23 protein-coding genes and 1 tRNA gene are annotated in these 23,095 nt (G+C 68.6%); 14 read left to right on the top strand and 10 right to left on the bottom strand.

The window, feature by feature from the left end; translation table 11 throughout:
* The first annotated feature begins 24 nt into the window (after window positions 1-24).
* The 5 genes from IEV64_RS09845 (at window position 25) to IEV64_RS09825 (ending at window position 5,297) form a co-directional block, all read left to right on the top strand.
* On the top strand, window positions 25-1,734 hold the full coding sequence (locus IEV64_RS09845; RefSeq protein ID WP_188423782.1) for a sensor histidine kinase: 1,710 nt from the start codon (window positions 25-27) through the stop codon (window positions 1,732-1,734).
* Window positions 1,735-1,854: 120 nt separating this feature from the next.
* Window positions 1,855-3,009 carry an acyl-CoA dehydrogenase family protein gene (locus tag IEV64_RS09840; protein ID WP_007273784.1) on the top strand — a complete coding sequence of 385 codons (1,155 nt, stop codon included), beginning with the start codon at window positions 1,855-1,857 and terminating at the stop codon, window positions 3,007-3,009.
* A 96-nt stretch (window positions 3,010-3,105) separates the two neighbouring features.
* Complete coding sequence (locus IEV64_RS09835) at window positions 3,106-3,798, top strand: HAD family hydrolase (protein WP_188423781.1); 693 nt, start codon at window positions 3,106-3,108, stop codon at window positions 3,796-3,798.
* A gap of 85 nt (window positions 3,799-3,883) precedes the next feature.
* Window positions 3,884-4,888 carry a phosphotransferase family protein gene (locus tag IEV64_RS09830; protein ID WP_188423780.1) on the top strand — a complete coding sequence of 335 codons (1,005 nt, stop codon included), beginning with the start codon at window positions 3,884-3,886 and terminating at the stop codon, window positions 4,886-4,888.
* 100 nt (window positions 4,889-4,988) lie between these two features.
* Window positions 4,989-5,297, top strand: a complete 309-nt coding sequence (locus IEV64_RS09825) for a non-histone chromosomal MC1 family protein (protein ID WP_007273780.1) — start codon at window positions 4,989-4,991, stop codon at window positions 5,295-5,297.
* A 100-nt stretch (window positions 5,298-5,397) separates the two neighbouring features.
* On the opposite strand, the gene IEV64_RS09820 is transcribed toward IEV64_RS09825, so the two are convergent.
* The gene (locus tag IEV64_RS09820; RefSeq protein ID WP_188423779.1) at window positions 5,398-6,735 is read right to left on the bottom strand and encodes a permease; all 1,338 of its coding nucleotides are present in this window, start codon (window positions 6,733-6,735) and stop codon (window positions 5,398-5,400) included.
* A gap of 169 nt (window positions 6,736-6,904) precedes the next feature.
* Window positions 6,905-6,979, bottom strand: a tRNA-Arg gene (locus tag IEV64_RS09815).
* Window positions 6,980-7,073: 94 nt separating this feature from the next.
* Here IEV64_RS09815 and IEV64_RS09810 point away from each other — a divergent pair.
* The 3 genes from IEV64_RS09810 to IEV64_RS09800 all read left to right on the top strand — a co-directional run bounded on the left by IEV64_RS09810 (window position 7,074) and on the right by IEV64_RS09800 (window position 9,284).
* Window positions 7,074-7,928: a geranylgeranylglycerol-phosphate geranylgeranyltransferase gene (locus IEV64_RS09810; protein ID WP_007273751.1), complete on the top strand. Its 855-nt coding sequence runs from the start codon at window positions 7,074-7,076 to the stop codon at window positions 7,926-7,928.
* Window positions 7,929-8,114: 186 nt separating this feature from the next.
* Window positions 8,115-8,726 (top strand): RAD55 family ATPase, encoded by a 612-nt coding sequence (locus IEV64_RS09805; RefSeq protein WP_004969949.1) that lies wholly within the window; start codon window positions 8,115-8,117, stop codon window positions 8,724-8,726.
* 138 nt (window positions 8,727-8,864) lie between these two features.
* Complete coding sequence (locus IEV64_RS09800; protein ID WP_007273750.1) at window positions 8,865-9,284, top strand: CoA-binding protein; 420 nt, start codon at window positions 8,865-8,867, stop codon at window positions 9,282-9,284.
* A gap of 51 nt (window positions 9,285-9,335) precedes the next feature.
* Here IEV64_RS09800 and IEV64_RS09795 read toward each other — a convergent pair whose 3' ends face one another.
* The 6 genes from IEV64_RS09795 to IEV64_RS09770 all read right to left on the bottom strand — a co-directional run bounded on the left by IEV64_RS09795 (window position 9,336) and on the right by IEV64_RS09770 (window position 15,810).
* Entirely contained in the window at window positions 9,336-10,316 is a 981-nt protein-coding gene (locus IEV64_RS09795; protein ID WP_007273749.1) for a PLP-dependent cysteine synthase family protein, read from the bottom strand.
* Between the two features lie 172 nt (window positions 10,317-10,488).
* Window positions 10,489-10,818, bottom strand: a complete 330-nt coding sequence (locus IEV64_RS09790) for a DUF5798 family protein (protein ID WP_007273748.1) — start codon at window positions 10,816-10,818, stop codon at window positions 10,489-10,491.
* 98 nt (window positions 10,819-10,916) lie between these two features.
* Window positions 10,917-11,975, bottom strand: coding sequence for an ABC transporter permease (locus tag IEV64_RS09785; RefSeq protein WP_188423778.1), 1,059 nt, complete (start codon window positions 11,973-11,975; stop codon window positions 10,917-10,919).
* Window positions 11,968-13,827, bottom strand: a complete 1,860-nt coding sequence (locus IEV64_RS09780; RefSeq protein ID WP_188423777.1) for an ABC transporter permease family protein — start codon at window positions 13,825-13,827, stop codon at window positions 11,968-11,970. Before IEV64_RS09780 ends, IEV64_RS09785 begins: the two co-directional genes overlap by 8 nt.
* Window positions 13,824-14,810: an ABC transporter ATP-binding protein gene (locus IEV64_RS09775; protein ID WP_188423776.1), complete on the bottom strand. Its 987-nt coding sequence runs from the start codon at window positions 14,808-14,810 to the stop codon at window positions 13,824-13,826. Before IEV64_RS09775 ends, IEV64_RS09780 begins: the two co-directional genes overlap by 4 nt.
* Before the next feature lie 139 nt (window positions 14,811-14,949).
* The gene (locus IEV64_RS09770; RefSeq protein WP_188423775.1) at window positions 14,950-15,810 is read right to left on the bottom strand and encodes a 3-hydroxyacyl-CoA dehydrogenase family protein; all 861 of its coding nucleotides are present in this window, start codon (window positions 15,808-15,810) and stop codon (window positions 14,950-14,952) included.
* Window positions 15,811-15,934: 124 nt separating this feature from the next.
* On the opposite strand from IEV64_RS09770, the gene IEV64_RS09765 reads away from it, so the two are divergent.
* The 5 genes from IEV64_RS09765 to IEV64_RS09750 all read left to right on the top strand — a co-directional run bounded on the left by IEV64_RS09765 (window position 15,935) and on the right by IEV64_RS09750 (window position 20,554).
* Complete coding sequence (locus tag IEV64_RS09765) at window positions 15,935-16,858, top strand: helix-hairpin-helix domain-containing protein (RefSeq protein WP_188423920.1); 924 nt, start codon at window positions 15,935-15,937, stop codon at window positions 16,856-16,858.
* A 172-nt stretch (window positions 16,859-17,030) separates the two neighbouring features.
* Window positions 17,031-17,162: a hypothetical protein gene (locus IEV64_RS19955; protein ID WP_268237537.1), complete on the top strand. Its 132-nt coding sequence runs from the start codon at window positions 17,031-17,033 to the stop codon at window positions 17,160-17,162.
* Window positions 17,162-18,055, top strand: coding sequence for a class 1 fructose-bisphosphatase (locus IEV64_RS09760; RefSeq protein ID WP_007273742.1), 894 nt, complete (start codon window positions 17,162-17,164; stop codon window positions 18,053-18,055). Before IEV64_RS19955 ends, IEV64_RS09760 begins: the two co-directional genes overlap by 1 nt.
* Window positions 18,056-18,261: 206 nt before the next feature.
* A complete protein-coding gene (locus IEV64_RS09755; protein WP_188423774.1) occupies window positions 18,262-20,007 on the top strand; it encodes an acyl-CoA carboxylase subunit beta in 1,746 nt (581 codons plus the stop codon).
* 187 nt (window positions 20,008-20,194) lie between these two features.
* The gene (locus IEV64_RS09750) at window positions 20,195-20,554 is read left to right on the top strand and encodes a DUF5658 family protein (protein ID WP_007273740.1); all 360 of its coding nucleotides are present in this window, start codon (window positions 20,195-20,197) and stop codon (window positions 20,552-20,554) included.
* Here the strand turns inward: IEV64_RS09750 and IEV64_RS09745 are convergent.
* Window positions 20,538-20,993, bottom strand: coding sequence for a DoxX family membrane protein (locus IEV64_RS09745; protein ID WP_188423773.1), 456 nt, complete (start codon window positions 20,991-20,993; stop codon window positions 20,538-20,540). The genes IEV64_RS09750 and IEV64_RS09745 overlap by 17 nt on opposite strands.
* A gap of 66 nt (window positions 20,994-21,059) precedes the next feature.
* A complete protein-coding gene (locus tag IEV64_RS09740; RefSeq protein ID WP_338041842.1) occupies window positions 21,060-21,590 on the bottom strand; it encodes a MaoC family dehydratase in 531 nt (176 codons plus the stop codon).
* Window positions 21,591-21,780: 190 nt separating this feature from the next.
* On the opposite strand from IEV64_RS09740, the gene gdhB reads away from it, so the two are divergent.
* Entirely contained in the window at window positions 21,781-23,067 is a 1,287-nt protein-coding gene (gene gdhB, locus IEV64_RS09735; protein WP_188423772.1) for a glutamate dehydrogenase GdhB, read from the top strand.
* Window positions 23,068-23,095: the final 28 nt, after the last annotated feature.

Below are 23,095 nucleotides of genomic sequence, written 5' to 3'. Positions count from 1 at the left end.
CGTGACCGCCGAGCGAGGTGTTCGATGAACTGGCAGCACACGGCCTACGCCTACCCGATGGTCTTCGCGGCGGTCGTCGCCGCCGTCCTCTCGGCGTACGCGGTCCGGTTCGTCCGCCGTCGCGGGCGAAACCCGACTGTCGTCTCGTTCGCCGTGCTGACGGCCGCCGTCTCCTTCTGGACCGCGACGACGGCGGTCAAACTGCTCCTCGTCGACCCCGGCGCGAAACTGTTCGCGTACAAGCTCCTCCACGTCGGCGCGATGACGGCCGCGCCGACGTTCTTCGTCTTCGCCCTCGCGTACACCGGCCGCCGGGAACTGCTCGACCGCTACGTCGTCGCGTCGCTGTACGTCGTCCCGGCGGTGTTCCTCGTCGTCCTCTTTACCAACCCGCTGGAGCTGGGCTACACCGGCTGGCAGTTGTCGACCGTCGACGGCGTGACGACGCTCTCCGTCACCGACGGCCCGGTGAGCGTGTTCGGCCTCGTCTACGGCTTCGTGCTTCTGTTCCTCGGGCTCGGCGTCATCGGCCAGTACGCCCTCGAACTCGACCGCCCCTACCGGACACAGGCGACGCTCCTCCTCGTCGGGATGGTCGTGCCGTCGGTCGTCGCCGCGCTCGAACTCACCGACACCGCGCCGCTCGCCGGCGGCGTCAACCTCATCCCCGCCTCGCTCGCGGTCCCCTCGGTGACGTTCGGCATCGCCGTCTACCGCTACCGGCTCCTCGACATCCTCCCGCTCGCCTACGCGACCGCCGGCGCGCACTCGGCCGACGGGCTCGTCGTCCTCGACGCCGACGAGGTCGTCGTCCACGTCAACGACCACGTCCGCCCGCTTTTGGGAACCGACGGCCCGCTCCTCGGCCGCCCGGCGAGCGAGGCCGTCCCGAACTACGGCGATCTCGCCGGCGACCCCCCGACGTGCGACGTGCTCGTCGAGGGGGGGCGCTACGTCGAACTGACGCGCATCCCGCTCGACCGGGCGGGCGACCCGCTCGGCTGGGTCGTCTCCGTCCGGGACGTGACGCCGCGGAAACGCTACGAACTCGCCTTGGAGTCGAGAAACGACGAGCTGGAGGTGCTCAACCGAATCGTCCGCCACGACATCAGAAACGACATGCAACTCGTGACGGCGTACATCGACATCGTCCTCGAACACGAACCGCTGTCGGACGAGGCGCGGAGCCAGTTGGAGACCGCGCTCCGGCGGGCGCTCAACACCGTGGACCTCACCGACGTGCTCGGACAGCTGATGCGCGCGACGAACGACGACGAGCGCCGCCGCGCCCTCGACGTCGGCGACGCGGTCCGCGAGGCCGTCGAAGACGTGCGCGAGGGCTATCCGAACGCGGCGTTCACGGTCGATGACCTCCCGCCGGCAACGGTGTTCGCCAACGACCTGCTCGACTCCGTGTTCGTGAACGTCCTGAAGAACGCGGTCGTCCACAGCGACCGCGACCACCCGTCGATTTCCGTCTCGGGCGCGGCGGACGGCGAACGCGTCACCGTCCGCATCGCCGACGACGGCCCGGGCATCTCCGACGAACGGAAATCGGTCGTCTTCGGGAAGGGCGCGAAAGGGTTAGAGAGCCCCGGCACCGGAACGGGACTGTACCTCGTCGAGACCATCGTCACCAACTTCGGCGGCACCGTGCATATCGAGGACAACGAACCCCGGGGGAGCGTCTTCGTCATCGAACTCCCGCTCGCGGCCGTCGAGGCCGCCGACTGAGCTGACCCGTTTGACCCGTTCGGCCCGCCCGACCCGCCGAATCCCCGCCCGCCGAGTCAACTCGACGCACGTTTTTCTCGGTGTCACAACCGTTATCGCCCGCGTTTGTGACTAACAACCATGGACTATTCGCTCACGGACGAACAGCGGGCCATCCGCGAGGAGGTCCGGCGGTTCGCCGAAAACGAGATTGCGCCCGTCGCGGTCGAGTACGACGAGGCGGAGGCGTACCCCGCCGACGTCGTCCGCAAGGCGGCGGAGATGGGACTGACGGGGGCGCACTTCCCCGTCGAGTACGGCGGCGTCGGCTACACGTCGCTGGAGAACGCCATCGTCACCGAGGAGCTGTTCGCGGTCGACCCCGGTATCGGACTCTGCATCACGAGCGCCGGCTTCGGCGCGGAGGCCATCATCAGCTTCGGCACCGACGACCAGAAAGAGCGCTTCCTGCCGCCGATTACGGACGGCGAATCCGTCATGGGCGCGGCCATCAGCGAGCCGCAGGCGGGCTCCGACGTGACCTCGGTGCGCACCCGCGCCGAGAAGGACGGCGACGAGTGGGTGATAAACGGCAGTAAGATGTGGATAACGAACGGGAGCGTCGGCGACTACTTCGTCGTCATGTGCCGGACCGACCCCGATGCGGACGACCGCTACGCGGGCTTCTCGCAGATTATCGTCGAGGCCGACCGCGACGGCTTCGCCGCGGAGAAGATAACCGGGAAGATGGGCATCCGCGCCAGCGACACGGCCGAACTCGTCTTCGACGACGTGCGCGTGCCCGCGGAGAACCTCGTCGGCACCGAGGGGATGGGCTTCCTCCAGCTCATGCAGTTTTTCGACGAGACGCGGACCGCGGTGGCCGCGCAGGCGGTCGGCATCGCCAAGGGAGCCTGCGAGCGGGCGCTCGACTACGCCAGAGAGCGCGAGCAGTTCGGCCGTTCCATCGGCGACTTCCAGGCGATTCAGCACAAGCTCGCGGAGATGCACACCGCGACCGAAGCCGCCCGGCAGTTGACCTACAAGTCGGCGTGGAGCGTCGACAACGACGAGGGCCAACTGACCACGCTCGCGTCGATGGCGAAGGAGTTCGCCTCGAACGTCGCCACCGACGTGGCCGACGAGGCCGTCCAGATTCACGGCGGGGCCGGCTTCGTCAACGACCACGACGTCGAACGGCTCTACCGCGACGCGAAAATCACGCAGATTTACGAGGGGACCACGGAGGTTCAGAAGAACATCATCGCCCGCGAACTGCTCGGCAAGGGCTTCTGAGGCGGGGCTGAGACCTCCCGCGACTCGCGGGACTTCGCCGCCGCGGTCGGCGTCGACCGTGGATGAGGTTTTACCGCCGCCGCCCCAAGAGCGAGCGTGGCACCGTTCGACGCGATTCTCTTCGACCTCGACAACACGCTCTGTACGAACGACCAGAGCGGCGAAACCGTCTACGCCGGCGCGTTCGACGCCGCCGGTCTCGACCGCTTCGGCGAGCCGTCGGACCTCTGGGCCTCGCTCGACGGCCCGCCGGACCACGACGACCACGAGGGTTACCTCGCCGACGGCTTCGAGCGCGTCGCCGCGAAACACGACCGCGAGGGGGTCGACGTCCGGGCGCTGGCCCGCGGGTTCGTCGAGACGGTCGACCACTCGGCCGTCTCGTTCAGACCGGGAGCCGAGGCCGCGCTCGCCGCCGCCCGCGAGCACGCGTCGGTCGGCCTCGTCACCAACGGCCCCGAACGTCGGCAGTCTATCAAACTCGACGCGCTCGGCATCGCCGACGCGTTCGACTCGGTCGTCTTCGCGGGCGACATGCCGCGGCGAAAGCCTCACCCCGACCCGTTCGACCGGGCGCTCGAAGCCCTCGACGTCCGGGCGGACGCGAGCCTCCACGTCGGCGACTCGCTCGAGTTCGACGTGGACGGTGCCCACCGCGCCGGCCTCGACGCCGCGTGGTGCCCGGTCGAAACGGACGGTAAACGCGACCCGGACCCGACCTCCTACGCTCCGGCGTACGTCCTCCGGTCGCTCGCCGACTTCCCGGCGATTCTCGACGGCGGACCGTGACTCGGCTCACGCGGCGTCGGCGTCGCCACCGACCGCCCGTGAACCGTCCGCTGGACCTTTGTTCGCGTCGCCCGAGAGTGGGTCCATGAACCCCGTCGCGACCGTGCTCGCCCGCGAATTCCCGGAGCGACGCGTCGCGAGGACGGCCCGCGTCCCGAAGGGGAACCACAAGCGGACCGCGGTCGCGACGTTCGCCGACGGCGGGGAAGTCGTCGTCCAGACGGCGACCGACGCCGCGGCGCTCGCCCTCGAAGCCGCCCTCTCGCGGGCGGTCCGCGAGCGCACGACGATTCCGGTCCCCCGCGTCCTCGCGTCGGGCGCGCTCGACGGGGTCGGCTACGTCGTCGCAGAGCGCGCCCCGGGCGACGAACTCCACGAGCGGTTCGTCTCGCTCGACGCGACGGCCCAGCGACGCGTCGCTCGGTCGTTCGGCGTCGGCCTCGGCCAGCTCCACGAACAGTTCACCTTCGACGGCTACGGTCGGCTCGTGGGCTCTGCTCGCGGCGGACAGCGAGCCGACGGGGGCGACGCGGCCGCGGGCGGTGCCGCGTTCGAATCGGAAACGGCGACCGACAAGGGATTCGACGCCGCGAGCGCCGACGACAGCGATTGGGAGACGTGGTTCGCCGCCTACGCCCGCGAGGGAATCGCCGCGATCCCGCCCGCGTTCGACGGGCTTCGAGAGCGGTTGGAGGAGGCCGTCGCGGCCGCCTCGCTCCCGGCGAACCCGCCGTCACACCTCTACCCGTGGGACTTCAGACCGGGGAACGCGCTCGTCGCCGACGGCCGCGTGACCGCCGTGCTCGACTGGGGCCAACCGATGGCCGCCGCGCCCGGACTCGCCGTCGCCAAGGTCGAACACCTCGTCGCCGACTGGTACGTCGAAGACGGCGCGCCGCTCCGCCGGGCGTTCCGCGCGGGCTACGAGTCGGTCCGGCCGCTTCCGGCGGTCCCGCGCGCCTATCGGGTCGCCGCAGTCGTCCGCTCGTCCGTCGATTCGGCGGGCGAAGTGACCCGTCCCGGCTACCCCGAGCGGACCGGGACGGCCGCGGTGGACTTCCACCGAGCGCGACTCGACGCGCTGTTGTGACCTCGCGTGGAGTCGCTCGGGGCGTCGCCGCCCGGCCGAAGCCGCGCGGTGACGCTCGGCGACACCAACTACTAATTCGGAGTGCGTGGTATAGCCACGCATGGTACGAGAAGACGGCAAGCGAAACTTCGTCCTCGTCGAAGACGGCGAGGAGACGAGCGTGTTCAGCGGAACGTATCCCCGGCAGGCGGCGCTGAAGGCCGCCCGCCGGCTCCACCCCGCCCCCAGCCCCGACGACATCGACGGGAAGGCGACGCTCAGGCTCCGCGAGCGCGGGACCGACCGCGTCCACATCTACGAGGGGTGGGCGTGGACCGAGGCGAAAGACGACGACGCCCCCGAGTGGATGGACGACTACGTCACCCGGGCGAACGTCTCGAAGCGGGGCATCGAGCACCTCGAAGCGTAAGCCGGGGGTTCAGCGGGTCCGTGGAGACCCGGGGTCGGTCTTCGGTTTTCTTTTGGGTCGCGTGTCGCGCGCTTCGCACGTCGAGCGGCGAGTCGCCGGCTCAGTCGCCGGCCTGCGCCGCCTCGCCGTGACCGCCGCGGCCCTCGTTTCCGACCGACTCCGAGCGGTGGAGCCAGTAGAGGACGCCGAACAGGGCCGTTGCGAACACGTTCAACACGAGTTTGTAGTCGGCCTCGATGCTCACCTCGGCGATTTGAACGCTCTCGGGCGACGGGATGAGCCCCGCGCCGAGGAAGACGAAATGGATGACGACGCCCGTCAGGACCGCCGACACGAATATCATCCCGGAGAGGACGGCCGCGAACGTCGTCCCGTAGTACTCGCGGTAGGCGTCCATGATGGGCGGGACGATGAGGTCGGCGTAGATGTAGCTCAGGACGCTCCCGAACGGCAGGCCGTTCGAAAACAGCACCGCCCCGAACGGGACGTTCCCGACCGAGCAGACGAAGGTGGCGACGCCGATGACCGCCCCGAGGACCGCGGTCCAGAAGACGTACACCGGGAGCCCGAACGTCGGCCCCGAGAACACCGAGGTCCACACCGACTCGGGGATGAAGCCGGCGATGAGGCCGGCGAAGACGAAGCCGATGGCGATTTCGTCCCAGAGCATCCCCCACTCCTTCCACTGCTTGTCGGCGAGCGCCTTCCACCCCGACAGCGACGTGGCCCGCTCGCGGACTGTCGTGTTCGCCGCCTCGGGGTCGAAGCTCTCCTTGCACGACTTCGAGCAGAAGTAGAACGTCCGCCCGTCGTGTTCGACGCTGTACTCCGTCTCGTCGGGGTCGACTTCCATCCCGCAGACGGGGTCGCGGACGGTCTCCGAACCCTCGACTTGGACGTTCCGTCGAGCCTGTTCGACCACCTCGTCGGGCACGACGTAGACGAGGCCGAACGCCATCAGCCCGATAAGGATGAACCCGCCGAGGACGTCGGCCACGAGGAACTGCCAGCCGAGCAGAATCCAGATGACCGCGCCGATTTCGATGACGAGGTTGGTCGAGGCGAACATGAACGCCCCGAGGGTCGCCGCCGCGGAGCCGCCCTTCTTGAACAGGTTCTTCGCGGTGGCGATGGCGCTGTAGGAACACGACGAGGAGACGAAGCCGAACAGCGAGCCGTAGCCGATTTCCCGCGGGCCGTGGCCCGCCAGTAGCTCCGAGACCTCCTCGCCGGAGGTCCACGCCTCCACGCCGCCGGCGATGGCGAAGCCGACGACGAGCGCCCACCACGTCACCCACGCCATGGCCGCGGTGGTCGAAAGCGCCTCTCGGGTGCTCTCTACGAGGAACGTCCCGAGTGGTTGTGTGGTCGTGAACACGCCGAGTCCGACCGTCGCGAGTGCGATGACCGTGAGTATCGCGTATTCGGTCCGGTCCATGTGGGTGTGTATGAGGGGAGCCGTACCTAACTCGGTTGTGCCTAGAAGAATCGGGGTTTCGGCGCGGCGCGAGTTCGGATTGTAAAACCCCAAGGGGGAGTGAGCTCAGAACGTGAGCCGGTGCGTTCGGCTTGAGCCGTCGCTCGTCGCGAGGTTCCTCGCAAAATCATGGGCGCTGCAGGATTTGAACCCACGGCAACTTGGTCCGAAGCCAAGCACTCTGTCCAGACTGAGCTAAGCGCCCTACATGACTTCGTCTGTTGTGGACTGCTTTAAATGGATTGATTCGAGGCGGCGACTCCGCGCGATTTATACCCGACCTCGGAACAATACGGGGTATGTCTCTCGGAGCGCGGGCGCGCGGGTTCGCCGAACTCACCCGACCGGGAAACGCGGTCGCCGCGGGCGTGCTCACGTTCACCGGGGCGTTCGTCGCCGGGGCGTCCCCGAGCGATGCGCTCGTCGTCGTCGCGGCGGTGCTCGCCACCGTGTTCGCCACGGGCGCGGGCAACGCCGTCAACGACTACTTCGACCGCGACATCGACCGCATCAACCGACCGGACCGGCCGATTCCCCGCGGCGCGGTGAGCGCCGCCGAGGCCAAGTGGTTCAGCGTCGCGCTGTTCGGCGGCGCGGTCGTCTCGGCGCTCGTCCTCCCGGTCGTCGCCATCGCCATCGCCGTGGTCAACCTCGTCGCGCTCCTCGCGTACACGGAGTTCTTCAAGGGACTCCCCGGCGTCGGCAACGTCGTCGTCGCCGCGCTCACCGGCTCGACGTTCCTGTTCGGCGGCGCGGCCATCGGCGAGCCGTTGGGCGCGGCCGTCCTCTGCGTGCTCGCCGCGCTGGCGACGCTGACCCGCGAAATCGTCAAGGACGTCGAAGACATCGGCGGCGACAGAGCCGAGGGGCTTCGGACGCTCCCCATCGTCGTCGGCGAGGCGGCGTCGCTGTGGTTCGGTGCGGCCGTCCTCGTGGTCGCGGTCGGCGCGAGCGCGGTGCCGTTCGTCCGGGGGGAGTTCGGACTGGCGTACCTCGCCGTGGTCGTCCCCGCCGACGCGCTCATGCTCGTCGCCGCCGCCCGGTCGTTCAGTGACCCGGCCGCGGCCCAGCGTCGGCTCAAACACGGAATGTTCCTCGCGGCGTTCGCGTTCATCCTCGGACGGGCGGCGGCACCGGCGGGAGGACTCATATAAACGGTGGGGACGAGCGACCGGTCAGTTCCCGGAGAACACCCCGACGAACCGGAAGTGTTCGATCCTCCAATCAAAAAGAATATTACCGGCTCACTGTATGGTCGTACTATCCGATGACCCCCGGCGAGCGGAAGCGTCAGGCGAGTGCATTCCTCGGAGTCGACGACATCGAGCCGAGGTACCTGCATGTATAACCTGGGCGCTGATCTCGACGTCGAGGTCGAACCGGGCACGAACCTCCTCCTCGTCGGACCGCCGCTGACCGGCAAGCGCTCGCTGGCGCTCGACATCCTCGCGGCGGGGACTCGAAACGGCGAGGGGTCAATCATCGTCACGACCAAAGACGGCGCGGACCGCATCCTCTCGGACTTCGGCAAACGACTCGACTACGAGGGCAAACCCGTCGCAGTCGTCGACTGCGTCACGAAACAGCAGGGCGTCGGCGAAGTCCGCGACGACGAGCGAATCCGCTACACGTCGTCGCCGGTCGACATGACCGGTATCGGAATCAAGCTTTCGGAGATTCTGCAGGAGTACTACCAGGACCGCGGGCTCTCGGAGAACCGCATCATGCTCCACTCGCTGTCGACGCTCCTGATGTACGCCGACCTCCAGACCGTCTTCCGGTTCCTCCACGTGTTCACCGGCCGCATCCAGAGCGTGGGCGGACTCGGCCTGTTCACCATCGACGCCGACGCCCACGACGACCGGACGATGAACACCATCAAACAGCTTTTCGACGGCATCATCACGACCCACGAGGACGCGCCGCCGGACATCCGCATCGCGGACCACTAGACGAGACCTCGAGCCGTCTACGACTGTGAGACGACGATTCCAGAGACCAGAGACTGCGGACCGACGGGCGGGAGTGGGACGGCGGCCGCGCCGCACAGCCGCCTGACGTTTTTATCCGCGCCCCGTCTCCTCGTACGTATGCCCATCACCAGCGACGACGACATCCGCGCGCTGTTCGACGCCGAGACCGTCGCGGTCGTCGGCTGTTCGGCCACGCCCGGCAAGCCCGCCCACGACGTCCCGGCGTACATACAGAGACAGGGCTACCGCGTCGTCCCCGTCAACCCGTTCCACGACGAGATTCTCGGCGAGACGGCGTACGACTCGCTCGCCGACGTGGACGAGGACGTCGATATCGTCGACGTGTTCCGACCGTCCGAGGAGGCGGGCGACATCGTCGACGCCGCAATCGAGCGCGCCGACGCCCGCGGCGACGTGGCCGCCGTCTGGCTCCAACTCGGCATCCGCGACGACGACGCGGCCGCCCGCGCCGAGGAGGCGGGGCTCTCGTTCGTTCAGGACCGGTGCTTCAAGGTCGAGCACTCGCGGCTCGCCTGAGCGCCCGCCGAACCGGCGGTTCGACCCGGGTCGGCTTCCGGCCGGCCTTTGCTACCCTTCCCACGACTCGAAGTCGCCGTAGACGCCCTTCGAGAGGTATCGCTCCGAGGAGTCGGGGAACACCGTGACCACGGCGTCGTGGGGGAGGTCGAGGTCGCCGGCGGCGGCGCGCTCGGCCACGTCGATGGCGGCCAGCGAGTTGGCGGCGGCGCTCGACGCGACGAGGTGTCCCTCCTCCGCGGCGAGGCGTTGCATCTCGGCGTGGGTGTCGCGGTCGCCGATTTGGACGATTTCGTCCACCAGTTCGGGGTCGAACAGCTCGTTGGTCGCGGGGTCGTGCGTGCCGATGCCCTCGGTCTTGTACGACGCCTCCGCCACGTCGCGGCCGTGGAGCCGGGCGTAGAGCGACCCCTCGGGTTCGACGGCGGTGACGAACGTGTCTTCGTGGCGTTCGCGGCCGTAGCGCGCCAGCCCCATGAGCGTGCCCGCGGTGCCACAGCCGGCGACGAGCGCGCCGACCGCGCCGTCGAGCGCGTCGTAAATCTCGGGCGCGGTCGTCTCGTAGTGCGCCTCGGGGTTGAGCGGATTGGAGAACTGCTGGGGGACGACGGCGTCGTCGAGTTCGTCGGCGAGCTTGTGGGCGCGGTCGATAGCGCCGCCCATCCCGTCGGCGGTGGGCGTGTTCACCACGTCGGCTCCGAGCGCGCGCATGAGCGTCTGTTTCTCCACGCTGAACCGCTCGGGGACGACGAACACCGCGCGGATGCCGAGCTGGCCGGCCGCGACGGCGAAGCCGATACCGGTGTTGCCGGCGGTCGGCTCGACGATGGTGCCGCCCTCGGGGAGTTCGCCAGATTCGAGCATCCGTTCGAGCATGTACTTCCCGATGCGGTCCTTGACGCTCGCGCCCGGGTTGAACGATTCGAGCTTCGCGTAGACGGGCACCTCGTCGGGCGACGCGTGGACCCTGACGAGCGGCGTCTCGCCGACGGTGTCGAGCACCGAGTCGAAGGGGCCGCGGTGCGTGGTCATACGCGGGCAAAAGTTGCCCCAGACCCTGAACGTTTTCATCCCGTCGTTCCCCCTCGCCGGAAGCGGACTCGCACGAGAACGAGTCGAGAGACGCCGCTCTGAAGTCCGAGTCGGGGCTCCGACGGGAGCGTGGTGCCGAAAGAGAACCAGAGAGACGGAGGGGCTAGTCGGCTTACGCTTCGTCGGTGGCGTCACTCGACGCGTCGGCGTCAGATGCGTCGGCGTCTGCGGTCTCGTCGCCGGCCGCGTCCTCCTCGGCCTCGGCGATGTGTGCGTCGGCGATGACGGCGTCGAGGTCGATACCCTGCTCTTCGGCGATGGCTTCGAGAATCGCCCGCTGTTCGGCGTTCTCGGCTTCGAGTCGGTCGACGCGCGACTTCGTCTCGTTGACCGTCTCGCGGACCTCGACGACCTGCTCGCGCAGTTCGTTGAGCTTCTTGTACACGTCTTCGGCCATCTCTGCGACCTTCTGGAGCTTCTTCGCGGTTCCTCCGAGTGCCATGTGTCGCCTCTCGGACTCGGGGCTTGTACGACTTCCGGTGCGGCGTGGCCGGCACCGAAAACGCGAGCGCCGAACCCCGGGGACGACACCCGAGCACCTCAGCCGAGTTCGTTCGGGTCCACCCGGTCGACGAGGAATCGGAGGCCGACAAGCGCGACGACGCCGACGAAGACCAGCCCCGCGACGGCGGCCTTCGCGCCGACGCCCGCGGTCCCGAGCGCCAGTCGCGCGGCCGTGTTCGCGGGGTTCAGGGGCAGAAGCGACGTGCCCGCGAAGACGAGGAGCACGCCGATGGAGTACAGGAGTTGTGCCACCCGGCGGTCGGGCGACGTAATCGCCACCGCCGCGCCGAGGGTGACGACGACGGCCGACAGTCCGGCGACCATACCGAACAGCCACGGTACGCTCTCGATAGCGGTCCCGTTCAGTTGGAGGAGGAGCATCCACGCGATGGCCTGCACCGGGGCCAGTCCGCCGGCCGCGAGGAGCTTCCCGTCCACGACGGCCGCGAAGCTCACGGGCGCGACGCGGAGGAGTTCGAGCGTGCCGCGGGCGACCTCCTCGGCGAGCGAATCCACCACCAGCGACCCGGAGATGAACACGGGCAGGAACAGCAGAAGCGGGACGAGCACCGTGTAGGTGAAGCCGAAGTACGGGCTCGACTCCGTCGCCGGTGGGAGGGAAAGCGGGTCCGTTGCGAGGGACGCGCTCCGCTCCGCGCGCTCGGTGCGCTCCAGCTCGCGGAGCGCGTCGCGGAGGCGGACGACGACCGCCGTCGTCTCTACCCCCGAGTCGGGCGCGACCGCCGTGACTCGTATCCTGCCGTCTTCGCCCGTCGAGGCCTCTAAGACGGCATCGACCTCCCGCTGTTGGAACGCCGTCAGCGCGTCCGACGAGGAGGCGTACGGCCGCCCGCTGAGTCCGTCTTCGGTCCCGACGGCGCGGAGCAGGTCCTCGACGGCCTCCTCGTCGCCCGTGACGGCCACGTCGACCTGATAGCTCGCCGCGCCGGGGTCGTACAGCGAGACGAGGCCGACGACGAGGAACGACGAGAACGCCGCGACGAACAGCTGGATGGCCAGCGCCAGCACGATGGTCTTCTCCTTGCGGAGACTGCCGAGTTCGCGCCGGGCGATGGCGAATCGCGGGTTACCCAAGGGAGCTCACCACCTGCAGGTTGTAGACGAGGTGAATGGCGATTGCACCCACGAGCGCGACGCCGTACGCCGAGCGCCCCCGACTCGCTCCGAAGGCGGTCACGCTGGCGGTCACCGCGTGGAGCACAAGCGGCGCGAGGAACAGCCCGAGGACGACGAGGACGCTCACGCCGGTGCCGTCGGCGATGCCGACGCCGGAGGGCGCGAAGGCGGTCTGTCCGAGGGTGAGAGACTGCAACCCGGCGAGTTGGGCGATGGCGGTGAACTTCTCGCCGACGAAGAAGCCGAGCCCCGAGAGCCCGCCGAGGACGAGCGACGACCGGAGCGTCCGGGAAAACCGCGCCTTCTCGAAGGCGGCGAGGACGTGGAGGCTCTTTGCCAGCTCCTCGACGACCGCGACCGCGACGAGAATCATCGGGACGGTCAGGTCGATGGGGAGGACGAAAAGCACAGCGATGGCCAGCAGTTCGGCGATGAAGACGAACGGAATCGACAGCGCCGACAGCGTCGCAACCGAGCGCGCCCGCGAGATGCGGCTGTCGAGCGCGTCGAGGAACTTCAGCGGGACCGGGCGTTGGGTGAACATGTCCTCCTCCCGGTAGACGCCGACGCCGAGCAGGAACAACACGCCCGCGGCGAGGAGAATCGGCCCGACCGAAAACAGGAACTCGCCGAGCGGAATCGACTCGCCGGCGAGGTCGCGGACGACGAGCGTCAGCGGCGAGATGAGCGCGATGGGCGTGATGTTCGTGAAGATGGCCGGGACGAACGTGTACGTCGTCAGGAACACCGACACCGTCACCGTGACGAACGTGAGCTCCTTGAACGACCGGGCGAACATCGCGCCGACGAACGTCGACGCGAGGAACAGCAGGCCGACGGGGACGACCGCGGCCACCGAGACGACGCCCCCGCCGACCGCCGCCGCGATTGCGACGGTGATAGCGACCGTGCCGAGCAGGTACGGGAGCGTCTTGCCGGCGACGATGTCGCCCGGCGAGATGGGCGCGACGAGGAGCAGTTCGCCGCGGCGGTTGATGCGCTCGTTGAGGACGCTCGACCCGTACGCCTGAATCACGAAGTTCATCGGCACGAGGAAGGCAAACGCGAGGACGAGCGAGGCAAAGGGGAACGGCGGGCTGATGCTCGCCGGCGACCCGCTGGTGTCGCCGCCGAACAGACCAGCCATCCCGCCGAGCGACGGGGCGTCGACACTGCCGTCGTCGGCCGCCGCGGCGTCGGACGCGCTCGGGCCGCCGCCGGCTGTCCCGCCCGCGGTGTCGCCGGTTCCACCGCCATCCCCTGCTTCGGTGTCGGTTCCGCCGCCGCCAGCAGTCCCGGGGTCGCCGCCACCGCCTGCACTGGCGTCGACGCGGCTTCCGGTCGGGACCAGCGCGTCCCGTTCGCGGTACTGGAGGTCCACGACGACGGGGAACGCGGCGGACTGGTTCTCCTCGCGGGCCATCTGTCGCTCGTTGTACGACTGGACCGCGTCGCGGAACGCGGCGTAGGCGGCCCGGCCGGTCTGCGTGTCCGCGACCGAGATGTGCGTCTCGCTGACGACGAGCTCGACGTTCGGGTCCGAGACGGGGCGCGGGTCGAGCGTCGACGACTGCTCGACCGCGTCGTAGTAGGGGTTGTCGCCGGCGATGCCGACGCGGTAGAGGTCGCGGTCGAGCGCGCCGCCGCCGCCCGCCGCGCCCGCCGCGATGCCGCCGGCGACGAGGACGGCGACGAGGCCGATGACGGCGGTTCGGCGGTCGAGCGTCCCCGCCGAGCGCGACACCTCCCAGCGGGCGATGCGGAGGACGGTCCGAGCGTGCGCGATGAGTCGGGTTCGGCGGTCGCTCACGACTGCTCGTTCCCTCCGGCGACGCGCCGTTCGGGCTCGTCGACGGCGGTGGTCCCGCCGGCGGCCCCGCCGCGTCCGCCCTCGGCTTCGCTCGTCGTGGGCGCCTCGCGGGCGAGGCGGAGGAAGATGTCCTCCAGCGACGCCTCGTCGGTTCGGATGTCGGCGACGCGGCCGCCGGCGGCCTCGGCGCGCTCGCGGAGCGACTCGACGGCCGACATCTCGTCGACGACGGCGACGTGGCGCTCCTCGCCGTCGGCCTCGTCGTCCGCGGGGAGCGTCTCCGCGAGCGGGACGGTCGTGAAGACGCGGTAGGTCGTCTCGCCGTGTTCCGCGCGAATCTCGGGGACCGTCCCGCGGGCGATGATTTCCCCGCGGTTCATGATGACCACGCGGTCGCAGATGGACTCGACGTGAAACAGGTTGTGCGCGCTGAAGACGACGGTCTTGTCCTCGTCGCGGAGTTCGCGGACGAACTCCAAGACGACGTTCGTCGTCAGCGGGTCGAGGCCGCTGGCCGGTTCGTCGTAGATGAGCAGGTCGGGGTCGTTGACGAGCGACCGGGCGATGGCGACCTTTCGCTTCATTCCCTTCGACATGTCGCCGAGTCGCCGGTCGCGGTATTCGAGGTCGAGGCGGTCGAGCACCGCGCCGGTGCGCTCGTCGGCCACGTCGCGGGGCACGTCGTAGAGGTCGGCGAAGAATCGGAGGTACGACCGCGCCGTCATGTCCTCGTACAGCGGCGACTCCTCGGGGAGAAAGCCGAGTTTGCGCCGCATCGCCGGCTCCTCGGGGTCGTATCCGAGCACCGACGCCGACCCGCCGGTCGGCTCGACGAGCCCGGCGAGCATCTTCAGCGTCGTCGTCTTCCCCGCGCCGTTGGGGCCGACGATGCCGAACACCTCGCCCGACTCGACCGAGAAGTCGCTTCCCACGACGGCGGGGAAGTCGCCGTAGGTCTTCCGCAGGTTCTCGACCGTAATCATTGTGAGAGTTTCACGCGGGACGGCATAAAAAGCGTTCGCGCGGGGTTTCAGGATTGATAGCCTTCCCCTTCGCGGGGCAACAGTTTCGCCGTCCCGCGGCTGACGAAAGGGGACGACCGCAGACGCCCGACGAGCGCCGTTAGTCGTACTCGTAGAAGCCCTTGCCCGTCTTCTTGCCGAGGTCGCCCGCCGCGACCTTGCGCTTGAGCAGGTACGCCGGCTTGTAGCGGTCGCCGAGCTCCTCGAACAGCGTCTCGGAGGCGTCCAGACAGATGTCGAGGCCGATGTGGTCCGCGAGGGTGAGCGGCCCCATCGGGACGTTCGTGCCGAGGGTCATGCCGCGGTCGATGTCCTCCTTTTCGGCGACGCCCTCGTCGTAGGCGCGGATGCCCTCGTTGAGCCACGGCATGAGGATGCGGTTGGTGACGAAGCCGGGTTTGTCGTCGGACTCCCACGTCTCCTTGCCGAGGTCCTCGGAGAACTCGTGGGCGAACGCGACGACCTCGTCGTCGGTCTTCTCGCCGCGGACGACCTCGACGCCCTTCATAATCGGCACGGGGTTCATGAAGTGGAGGCCGACGACGAGTTCGGGGCGCTCGGTCGCGGCCGCGATGGTCGTGATGGAGAGCGTGCTGGTGTTCGTCGCCAGCACGACGCCCTCGGGCATCAGGTCGTCGAGGTCGGCGAAGATGTCGCGCTTGACGTCCATGTTCTCGACGGCCGCCTCGACCACGAGGTCGCAGTCGGCGAGGTCCGCGAGTTCGGTCGTCCCCGAGACGCGCCCTTTGGTCGCGTCGGCCTCCTCCGCGGTCAGTTTCTCCTTGGAGACGAATCGCGAGAGGCTGTCGTCGATAGCCGACAGGCCGCGTTCGACGTACTCGGGTTCGAGGTCGCGCATGACCACGTCGTAGCCGGCCATCGCGGCCACCTGCGCGATGCCGTTGCCCATCGTTCCCGCGCCGACGACGCCCACCGTGTCGATGTCTTCGGTATCGTACATGTCCAGGTCTGCGCGAGGTGGGGAGGTAAAACTTGCCGATGCGTTCGGAATAGTGACAGACCCGTGACTACCACGGGAAGACTCAAGTCGGGCGCAAGAATGGGGACATGCAACGGTGATTGGGGTGAACGACGCCGGCAGAGACGACAGAGACGACGCGAGCGGGGACGGAGGGGAAGCCGTCTCGGACGCGCGCCCGAGCGACGGCGAGGGCTCGACCCGGGCGAACGAGGCGGACGAGGGGCCGTCGGACCCCGACGAGGCGCTGACGCACCTGCTCAGACCGCGGGGCGAGCGCGCGAGCGACGGCGTCCCGACGGAGCTACAGGACCTGAAATACGTCGGCCCGGCGACCGCCGACTGCCTCGCCGGGGCGAACATCGACGCGGCCGCTATCGTCGACGGCGAGGTGTGCTACCGCGACCTCGTCGCCGCGGGGACGAACCCCGGCGTGGCGGCGAAGATTCGGCGCTGGCACTCGCTTTCGTGGTCGTTCAACTCCGGCGACGACCTCGACCGGCGCTCGTCGCAGGTCCGCGGACTGGGCGACGACGAGCGCGCGTGGGTCGCCGCGAGTTCGGGCGACTGGGACGAGACCGGCGGCGCAGACGACGCCGACGACGGCGACAGCGACGGCGAGGCCGGCGATTGGACGCCGAGCGGCCGGGGCGAGACGACAGGGACGAACGGGTCCGCGCGAGACGGGGACTGGACGCCGTCGGGGTCTGAAGGCGGGCCGGACACGCCCTCGGGGCCGACGGCGTCGGGTGATTGGACGCCCAGCGGGCGGGAGACGACCGGCGCGTCGGCCGACGGCTCGGGAGACGCGCTCGCGGCCGAGGCGGCGTGGCGCGAGCGGTCGAAACCCGAACCGCTCACGACGCTCGCCGGCGTCGACGAGGCCGACGTCGAACTGCTCGCCGAGGCGGGCGTCCGGTCCGTCAGGCGACTCGCCACCGCCGACCCGGAACACGTCGCCGACGCCCTCCAAATCGACCCGACCGTCGTCAGCGCGTGGAAGGACCAGGCGCGCGACGCCATGGAATGACCGCCGGTTCTGACTGCCGTCCGAATTTTTACTATCTGAGTAGTAATTTTCATTCGCATCGTATTCTCCCGTAATATTTTGTTACAGACCCCATAACGACTGAATCCAGCAATATCTCCTAAACCACTCTAGACGCAGTATTTATATAGGTAGTTACACCATTTTGAATCAGATGATGCCCGGTTCCGACACGGCCGTCGACTCCCCGCAGACGGTATCTTCCGCCCCGACGACGCTCGGGGGCAGTTCCCGCCTCGCCGACGACTCGCCGACGACTCGCCGACGCTCCGAGGGGTGGGCCTGATGGCGACGACAGACATCAACACCGCCGAGACCGCCCGCGACGTGCGGACCATCGACGGCGTGGTCGACGTCATCGCGAGCACCGCGCCCGAGATTCGGACCGGCCTGCCCGGCCGGCGCGTCACCGCCGAAGACGAGAACCCGAGCGGCGAGACGCAGATGGCCGCCGACGTGTTCGCCGACGACCTCCTCTGCGAGCGCATCGGCGCGCTCGACGGCGTCGGCGAGTACGCCAGCGAGGAGCGGCCCGAGTCCGTGGACGTTGGCACCGGTCGCCTGTCGGTCGCTGTCGACCCGCTCGACGGCTCGTCTAACCTGAAGCCGAACAACACGATGGGGACCATCTTCGCGGTGTACGAGGCCCCCCTGCCGGCCCACGGCCGCGACCTCGTCGCCGCCGGCTACGTCCTCTACGGCCCGGTCATGACGATGGTCGTCGCCCGCAACGGGACCGTCGACGAGTACGTCATCCACGACGACGCGAGCCACGAGCTCGTCCGCGAGGACGTTACGCTCCCCGACGAGGGGTCGGTGTACGGCTTCGGCGGCCGCGTCCCCGACTGGACCGACGACTTCGAGGCGTTCGCCCGCGAGGTCGAACAGGACGCCTCGCGTAAGCTCCGCTACGGCGGGTCGATGATCGGCGACGTGAACCAGATTCTGACCTACGGCGGCATCTTCGCGTACCCGACGCTGGAGTCCGCCCCCGAGGGCAAACTCCGCGTCCAGTTCGAGGGCTACCCCATCGGCTACGTCATCGAGACGGCCGGCGGCGCGACCTCCGACGGCACGAAGTCGCTTCTCGACGTGGACAAGGACGAACTCCACGCGCGGACCCCGATGTACGTCGGCAACACCGACCTCGTGGCGATGCTCGAAGCCGCGCTGGACTGAGCGCGCCCGACTCGTCGACCACAGTAACCGCACCGACCGCACCGAGCGAACCGAAACGACCGGGCACACTCGTTTTCCACGGACTCCGCAGTCGATAGCGACTGGTCTCCGAGCGGACTGCGGCCGGACTGCCGCCGGCCTCTATTCGACCGCCCGGCAAATCGTGCATGGAAAACCATTTTGAATACGGTGGTGCATCACCGAGTATGAAGGTCAGAATCGGCGACGGCGCGACCGGCGACGAGGCCGAGGCCATCGCCAACGCGCTGGCGCGACACCTCGGGACGGACGTGAACGTCTTCGTCGGCGACGGCGAGGAGGCCGTCGCGGACGCCGAACCGCCCGCGGACACCTTCCCGCTGGACGACGACATGGGACCGACAGAGCGCGAGGAGAAACTCCGCGAGGAAATCGCGGACATCCTCGGCGGCGGCCCCGAGAAGTACAAACAGCGCCTGCCGGAGTCGGGAAAGCTGTTCGTCCGCGACCGCCTCGACCTCTGGTTCCCCGACGGGCTGGCGTTCGAAGACGGCAAGTTCGCCAACTTCGACTCGTGGCACGAGAACTCTCCCGAGGTCGACGAGGCGGACCCGAACACCCGCCTGCCCGGCGACGGCTTGCTCACGGGTGCCGCCGAGTTCGAGGGTCGCGACCTCCACGTCATGGCCAACGACTTCACGGTCAAGGCCGGGTCGATGGCCCGCCGCGGCGTCGAGAAGTTCCTTCGGATGCAACAGCGGGCGCTCAAGACGGGCAAGCCGGTGCTCTACCTGATGGACTCCTCGGGCGGCCGCATCGACCAGCAGACCGGCTTCTTCGCCAACCGCGAGGGCATCGGGAAGTACTACTACAACCACTCGATGCTCTCGGGGTACGTCCCGCAGATTTGCGTCCTCTACGGGCCGTGTATCGCCGGCGCGGCCTACACGCCCGTCTTCGCCGACTTCACGGTCATGATCGAGGGGATGTCCGCGATGGCCATCGCCTCGCCGCGGATGGTGAAGATGGTCACCGGCGAGGAGATTTCCATGCAGGACCTCGGCGGCGCGCGGATGCACGCCGAGGAGTCCGGGAGCGCCGACCTCGTCGCCCGCGACGAGGCCCACGCCCGCGAACTCGTCGCCCAACTCGTCACCTACCTCCCCGACAAGGCCGGCGAGAAGCCGCCGCGCTCCGAGTCGAAACCGCCGCGGTACTCGCCCGACGGCATCGACGAACTCATCCCCGAGTCGCCGAACCGCCCCTACGACGCCCACGACCTCATCGAGCGCGTCGTCGACGCCGAGTCGGTGTTCGAACTGAAACCCGACTACGGCGAGGAAATCGTCACCGCGTTCGCCCGCATCGACGGCCGGCCGGTCGGCATCGTCGCCAACCAGCCCACCGAGCGCTCGGGAGCCATCTTCCCCGACGCCGCCGAGAAGGCCGCGGAGTTCATCTGGACCTGCGACGCCTACGAAATTCCGCTCCTCTACCTCTGTGACACGCCCGGCTTCATGGCCGGCTCGCAGGTCGAAAAAGACGCCATCCTCGAGAAGGGAAAGAAGTTCATCTACGCCACGTCGTCGGCGACGGTGCCCAAGCAGACCGTCATCGTGCGGAAGGCCTACGGCGCGGGCATCTACGCCATGGGTGGCCCGGCCTACGACCCCGAGAGCGTCATCGCGCTCCCCTCGGGGGAGATCGGCATCATGGGCCCCGAGGCCGCCATCAACGCGGTGTACGCGAACAAGCTCGCCGACATCGACGACCCCGAAGAACGGGCGCGGATGGAAGACGAACTCCGCGAGGAGTACAGAGAAGACATCGACGCCCACCGGATGGCGAGCGAGGTCGTCATCGACGAAATCGTCCCGCCGTCGACCCTCCGCGACGAGCTTGCGGCCCGCTTCGAGTTCTACGCGGACGTGGACAAGTCGCTCCCCGACAAGAAACACGGGACCGTCATCTGAGCCGACTCGGGGGTTAATGCTCTGTTTTTCCGGCGGGTAATCTCACGGTAACTGACCTAAGCGGTTCGTACTGAGGGTGTCGGGGGTGCTACGGACGCTATCGCCTGCTGACTCCCGTCCCGCTCCACCGCGTCCCGCCCGTCGTCTCGGCCCGGTTTCGGGAACTGTCGCCTGCCGATAGCCCGCCATGAGCCACGAACTCCCCATTCCCGAGACGCCCCGACCGGCACTCACACACGCGGTGAGCGACGAGCACGTCCTCTGGACCGTGACGATGCTGGCGTTCGTCCTCGACGTGCTGACGACGCTCTACGGTCTCGGCCGGGGACTGGCCGAACTGAACCCCGTCGTTCTCGCGCTCATGCCCGCGCTCGGGCCGGTGGGTGCGCTCATCTCGCTGAAACTCGTCGTGCTCGCGGTCGCGGTCGTCGCGTGGCACGTCCTCCCGAGTCGCTACCGCGGGGCGATTCCAATCGGCGTGGCCGTCCCGTGGGGCGTCGCCGGGCTGATGAACACGCAACTCATCCTCGTCACGGTGTTCGGGTAGGCCGCCGGAGCGAGTCGAGAAGCACGGCCCACGCGAGCCCCGCCAGTCCGATGTCGCGGGCGAGCACGTCGCCGAACAGGCCCCCCTCGACGACGAAGACGACCGCGAGGTAGAGACACGTCGCCGACAGCGAGACGGCCGCGACGGCGCTCGCGAGGGCGGTGTAGCGGTCGGCGACGATGGCCGCGCCGAAGCCGACTTCGAGGACGCCGTTTACGAGCATGAACGTCACCGGCGAGACGACGAGCAACGGCGCGAGCCACGGGACGACGTAGGCCGACCACGAAAGCGGGTCCAGAAGTTTGTGGACGCCCGCGGCCAACACCATCGCGCCGAGGCCGACTCGGGCGACGGTCATCGGGTCGGGTGCGCGGGCGGCGACCGACGCGGCCCGGTCGCTGGCCGACGCGACTCGCGCAGAGAGACCGTCGAAATCCATGTCCGGCTTAGCGACGCCGGAGAGAAAACGGTGCGGGTGGGTTGGAGGCCGGTCCAGTCAGCCGGTTCAGGCGTCGTCCGCGTCGGCGTCGACATCGTCGGCGAACTCGCGTTTCAGCGACAGCGCCGTGCGCTCGAACTCGCAGACGAGTTCGTCGTCCTGATTGAACACCTCGACGCGCATCGTCACCACGCCGCGCTCGCCGTCGGAGGTCTCGCGCTTGTCGAGGACGGTCGTCTGCGCCCGGAGCGTGTCGCCGTAGAACACCGGGTTCGGGTGGGACACGTCGTCGTAGCCGAGGTTCGCCACGATGGTCCCGTCGGTCGTGTCGGGAATCGAGAGGCCGACCGCGAGGCTCATCGTGTAGAGGCCGTTGACCAGTCGCTCGCCGAACTGCGAGTCGGCCGCGAACTCGGCGTCGAGGTGGAGCGGTTGCTGATTCATCGTCATGTCGCAGAACCGCTGGTTGTCCGACTCCGAGACGGTACGGCGCTTTTCGTGTTCGATGGTCCGGCCGACCTCGAACTCCTCGTAGTACAGACCGGTCATAGTGGTGCGTGTGATAGACCGTGATAAAACCGTGCCGGTCGGTCGCACCGTGTGACAACTATTGCCCCGAACAAAACTAGATAACAACCATTATAATTATCCACAATAGAGGATTGCGAAAGCGCCCGATGGCGGCTGATTCGGTCGGCCGTTCGGTCGACGGTTCGGCCGTCACTGCGGGCGCGGGACAACGCGTCTGTCCCCCGGCACAGCCGGCGCTCGGCCGGCACGACCAATCATGGCATCCGCAGTACCATCCACCGCGACGGACGACGAACCGACCGAAGAGACAGCCCTCCAGACGGCCCGCCGACAGCTCGAACGCGCGGCGGCGAACCTCGACGTCGACCCCGGCGTCATCGAGCGGCTTCGGCATCCGAATCAGGTTCACCGCGTCTCGGTGCCGCTCGAGCGCGACGACGGTTCGACCGCGGTCTACACCGGCTACCGCGCCCAGCACGACAGCGTCCGCGGCCCCTACAAGGGCGGCCTCCGGTTCCACCCCGGCGTGACCGAGGCCGAGTGCATCGGGCTCTCGATGTGGATGACGTGGAAGTGCGCCGTGATGGACCTGCCCTTCGGCGGCGGCAAAGGCGGCATCGTCGTCGACCCCAAGGACCTCTCGGCCGACGAGAAAGAGCGGCTCACCCGGCGGTTCGCCGAGGAGCTTCGGCCCTTCATCGGCCCCACGAAGGACATCCCCGCGCCCGACATGGGAACCGACGCCCAGACGATGGCGTGGTTCATGGACGCCTACTCGATGCAGGAAGGCGAGACGAAGGCGGGCGTCGTGACGGGCAAGCCGCCCGTCGTCGGCGGGAGCGAGGGCCGCGACACCGCGCCCGGCCGCTCCGTCGCCATCATCGCCCGTGAGGCCATCGACTACCTCGGCTGGGACATCGAAGACACCACCGTCGCGGTCCAGGGGTTCGGCTCGGTCGGCGCGCCCGCCGCGCGACTCCTCGACGACGAGGGCGCGACGGTCGTCGCCGTCTCCGACGTGAACGGGGCCATCTACGACCCCGACGGCCTCGACACGCACGACGTGCCGACCCACGAGGAAGAGCCCGAGGCGGTCATGAAGTACGACGCGCCGCGGAAGCTCTCGAACGAGGAACTGCTCGAACTCGACGTCGACGTGCTCATCCCGGCCGCCGTCGGCAACGTCCTGACCGCCGAGAACGCCGGCGACGTGCAGGCTGACCTCGTCGTCGAGGGCGCGAACGGTCCGACCACCTCCGCGGCGAGCGAGATTTTCGAGGAACGCGAGATTCCGGTCGTCCCCGACATCCTCGCCAACGCCGGCGGCGTCACCGTCTCGTACTTCGAGTGGTTGCAGGACCTCAACCACCGCTCGTGGTCGCTCGAACGCGTCCACGACGAACTGGAGACGGAGATGCTCCGCGCGTGGACCGCCGTCCGCGAGCGCGTCGAGGAACACGACGTGACGTGGCGCGACGCCGCCTACATGGTCGCGCTCGAACGCGTCTCCGAGGCCCACGAACACCGCGGCCTCTGGCCCTGAGCCGGGTCGCCGACGCGTCGATATTTCA

The sequence above is a fragment of the Haloferax sulfurifontis genome (assembly GCF_014635105.1).
Taxonomy (GTDB): Archaea; Halobacteriota; Halobacteria; order Halobacteriales; family Haloferacaceae; genus Haloferax; species Haloferax denitrificans.
The sequence above is the reverse complement of the archived record's forward strand: the minus strand, read 5'-3'. Positions and strand labels throughout refer to the sequence as shown.